Source organism: Bacillus sp. 220_BSPC (assembly GCF_001054655.1).
GTDB classification, from domain to species: Bacteria; Bacillota; Bacilli; order Bacillales; family DSM-1321; genus Peribacillus; species Peribacillus frigoritolerans.
This window is the reverse complement of the sequence record NZ_JVPL01000114.1, coordinates 1-2,885: the sequence shown is the minus strand read 5'-3', so window position 1 is coordinate 2,885 and position 2,885 is coordinate 1. Positions and strand designations below refer to the sequence as shown.

Annotated in this window: 5 protein-coding genes and 1 riboswitch; of the genes, 2 read left to right on the top strand and 3 right to left on the bottom strand. The window is 40.9% G+C overall.

The window, feature by feature from the left end:
* The first annotated feature begins 169 nt into the window (after positions 1–169).
* Positions 170–270, top strand: a riboswitch (guanidine-I (ykkC/yxkD leader).
* A 72-nt stretch (positions 271–342) separates the two neighbouring features.
* Positions 343–684, top strand: coding sequence for a DMT family transporter (locus ADA55_RS07645; RefSeq protein WP_048681535.1), 342 nt, complete (start codon positions 343–345; stop codon positions 682–684).
* Positions 684–998 carry a DMT family transporter gene (locus ADA55_RS07640; RefSeq protein WP_034309447.1) on the top strand — a complete coding sequence of 105 codons (315 nt, stop codon included), beginning with the start codon at positions 684–686 and terminating at the stop codon, positions 996–998. Before ADA55_RS07645 ends, ADA55_RS07640 begins: the two co-directional genes overlap by 1 nt.
* An 80-nt stretch (positions 999–1,078) precedes the next feature.
* On the opposite strand, the gene ADA55_RS07635 is transcribed toward ADA55_RS07640, so the two are convergent.
* From ADA55_RS07635 to ADA55_RS07625, 3 genes are read right to left on the bottom strand one after another with little or no spacing between them, the layout of a single operon-like run.
* On the bottom strand, positions 1,079–1,870 hold the full coding sequence (locus ADA55_RS07635; protein ID WP_072273834.1) for a DUF817 domain-containing protein: 792 nt from the start codon (positions 1,868–1,870) through the stop codon (positions 1,079–1,081).
* Positions 1,871–1,925: 55 nt separating this feature from the next.
* On the bottom strand, positions 1,926–2,147 hold the full coding sequence (locus ADA55_RS07630; protein WP_048681527.1) for a helix-turn-helix domain-containing protein: 222 nt from the start codon (positions 2,145–2,147) through the stop codon (positions 1,926–1,928).
* A gap of 10 nt (positions 2,148–2,157) precedes the next feature.
* Positions 2,158–2,640: a DUF2975 domain-containing protein gene (locus ADA55_RS07625; RefSeq protein ID WP_048681524.1), complete on the bottom strand. Its 483-nt coding sequence runs from the start codon at positions 2,638–2,640 to the stop codon at positions 2,158–2,160.
* Positions 2,641–2,885: the final 245 nt, after the last annotated feature.

Genomic DNA, 2,885 nt, shown 5'->3' with positions numbered 1-2,885 from the left:
CTTAAATAGTTTCGTTTTAAAAACAACAATCTTTACGAAAAGAGCCAAATAAAGCTGCAAACGTTACGGGACATATGCGGATATTAGAGGAAAACCGGCATGGCAGCTGGCAAAACTTTTACCTTGAGTAAGTTCAAAAATTATGTATAATGAAAGGTAATTGTATATGTCAAAGGTTTTCTAGGGTTCCGCAGTGCGTCTCATTGCTGGTCTGGTCCGAGAGAAAACTCACAGCATGCTGTGTCACGGAAGGATAAAAGCCTGGGAGAAACTGTTTAACAGTTATCTCTTGGGCTTTTTTTGTTTTTTTGGTAAAGAATAAAATCGGAGGTGCGTTATTTCATGAGCACAAACTGGATTAAAGTATTCATTGCAGCTTTTTTTGAAGTATTTTGGGTGATTGGCTTAAAACATGCGGATGACTTTTTGACTTGGGCTGGAACGGTCATTTCGATCATCATCAGTTTTTACTTGATGATAATGGCTGGCAGGAAGCTTCCTGTCGGAACGGTATATGCCGTTTTTGTCGGTATGGGGACAGCTGGGACCGTTTTTTCCGAAATCCTTTTCTTTGGAGAATCCTTCAAGCTGAGCAAAACGCTATTGATCCTCCTCTTATTATCAGGGGTGATCGGCTTGAAGCTAGTGACGGATGATAAGGCTGAGAAAGGGGATGAATCATAATGGCTTGGGTCTCTTTAATCTTAGCGGGGCTTTTTGAGATGTTTGGGGTTGCGATGATCAATAAATTGCACAAAGACCGAAATTGGCAATCCTTGCTGCTGTTATTCATCGGATTTGGAGCAAGTTTCCTGTTTCTTGCTTATGCCATGAAAACCTTGCCGATGGGAACGGCTTACGCAATCTGGACAGGAATCGGTGCATCAGGCGGAGCGATAATCGGGATGCTTTTATACGGGGAATCCAAAGATTGGCGCAGGGTCGTTTTTATAGCCATGGTCCTTGGCGCAGCAGTGGGATTAAAACTTGTTTCATAGGAATGGCATAAAAGCATAGAAAATCAAAGACGACACAATGTGTCGTCTATACTTATTTTTATCTAACTTGAATAATTATCTTATAAAAATTGACCCTCATCCATCACAGCGGAATCTTTCCCCTTAACCTGTTTTAGCGTGGCTACTATAAGAAAGCTGACAATCACCAGTAAGAGCCATGAGCTTACCTTCCCTAGATGAACGAGACTCCATGCATCGGTTTGGTTTGGATATTCCCAAGCTCCAAAGAACGTTGCGATATTTTCGGCAATCCATATGAAAAATCCGATGAGCACAAAAGAAAATGCGATTGGCATACGATAACGGGTTCCACCAACTTCGTATGTGACCCATGCTCGCCAAAAGACGATGATGACAAGTCCAGATAGCCACCAACGAACATCCATCCAATAATGGTGAGTGAAAAAATTCAAATAAATCGCAAGCGCAAGAGATACAACGACCAAAAACGGCGGCCACTTGATCAGTTCAACCTTTAACCTCCTCCACGCCTGGCAAAGATAACTCGCTACACTTGCGTACATGAATCCGCTATACAGAGGCACTCCAAAAAACTTGAAATATCCTTCCTCTGGATAAGTCCAGGAGCCCATATGTACTTTGAAAAGTTCAAGGGCAAGACCAATAAGGTGGAACAAGGTGATGACCTTTAGTTCATCCCGTGTTTCAAGCCCGGAACGCAGCATCCACCACTGCATTAGAAGGCAGATGATGAGCAGCCAGTCATACCGCGGCAGAAAGGGAAGCGGAATGAATTTTGTAATAGCCAAAGAGGCAAAAATAACGGCCGGAAACAAGCATGATAGGGCCTGCTCCCAACCAAAACGAACGAGTTGTTTTAATGCTCTCATGATTGGTGCCTCCATTTTTCCTTCTACATTCATGAGTAACTCCCCTTTATAAATCTTAATCTTGAGTGCCTCCATCATTTCGGTATTCTAAAATATCCCCGGGTTGGCATTCTAAAGCCTTACAAATCGCATCTAAAGTTGTTAATCGAATCGCTTTTGCCTTGCCATTTTTCAATATGGAAAGATTAGCCATCGTTATTCCAACCCTCTCGGAAAGTTCTGTAACACTCATTTTCCTTTTAGCCAACATCACATCAATATTGATTATAATTGCCAAGTTATTCACCTCAGACTATTAAGTCATTTTCTGATTTTATATCGATGGCTTCTTGTAAAAGCCTTTGAAGAACAGCAGCAAAGACTGCAATCACCATTGAAGCAAAAATAACGACCATTCCGATTAATATGATACCTGGGGCGTCGTCCCTTTCCGCCATGAGATAAAAGAGCGGCATGCCTGCTACATACAAGCTGCTTATTGTGATTGCACAATTTTTTATAGTCTTTAAGGCTCTTACAGATAATTCCGAGAAAGCTTTGTTCTTGTCAATATAGCTTAAAAGTTTAAAGGCTTGATATAGAGCAAAGTAAAAAGGTATCGCCGATGCATACAAGTCGATTAAAACGAGAGATTTCAAATAAGCCATATCCGGATACAATTCTGCTGCAAAATTCGCTATTCCAGGCACCACGAAGATGCACAAAGCAAGAACTGGAATTCCAATAAGAATAACAGCCATCTTTAAAAAGAGTGTTGTTCCTAGTTTCATAAAAAGCACCTCACTTATTTATTGTCCATTTAATTTAACACACACTTTATCGTTTTACAATAAAACATTGTTGTTTTTTATTATATTATTATTGTTAATGAAATATCCTATTCTTTTTAAAAATGGATGTTTTCACATACTTTATTGCTATTTACCAGGTAGTGAGTTGTGGTTGATTTCCACTCCAGATGCTCCCTTTCCGCGGGGCGGGCGGTGAGCCTCCTCGGCGTAAACGCCTGTGGGGT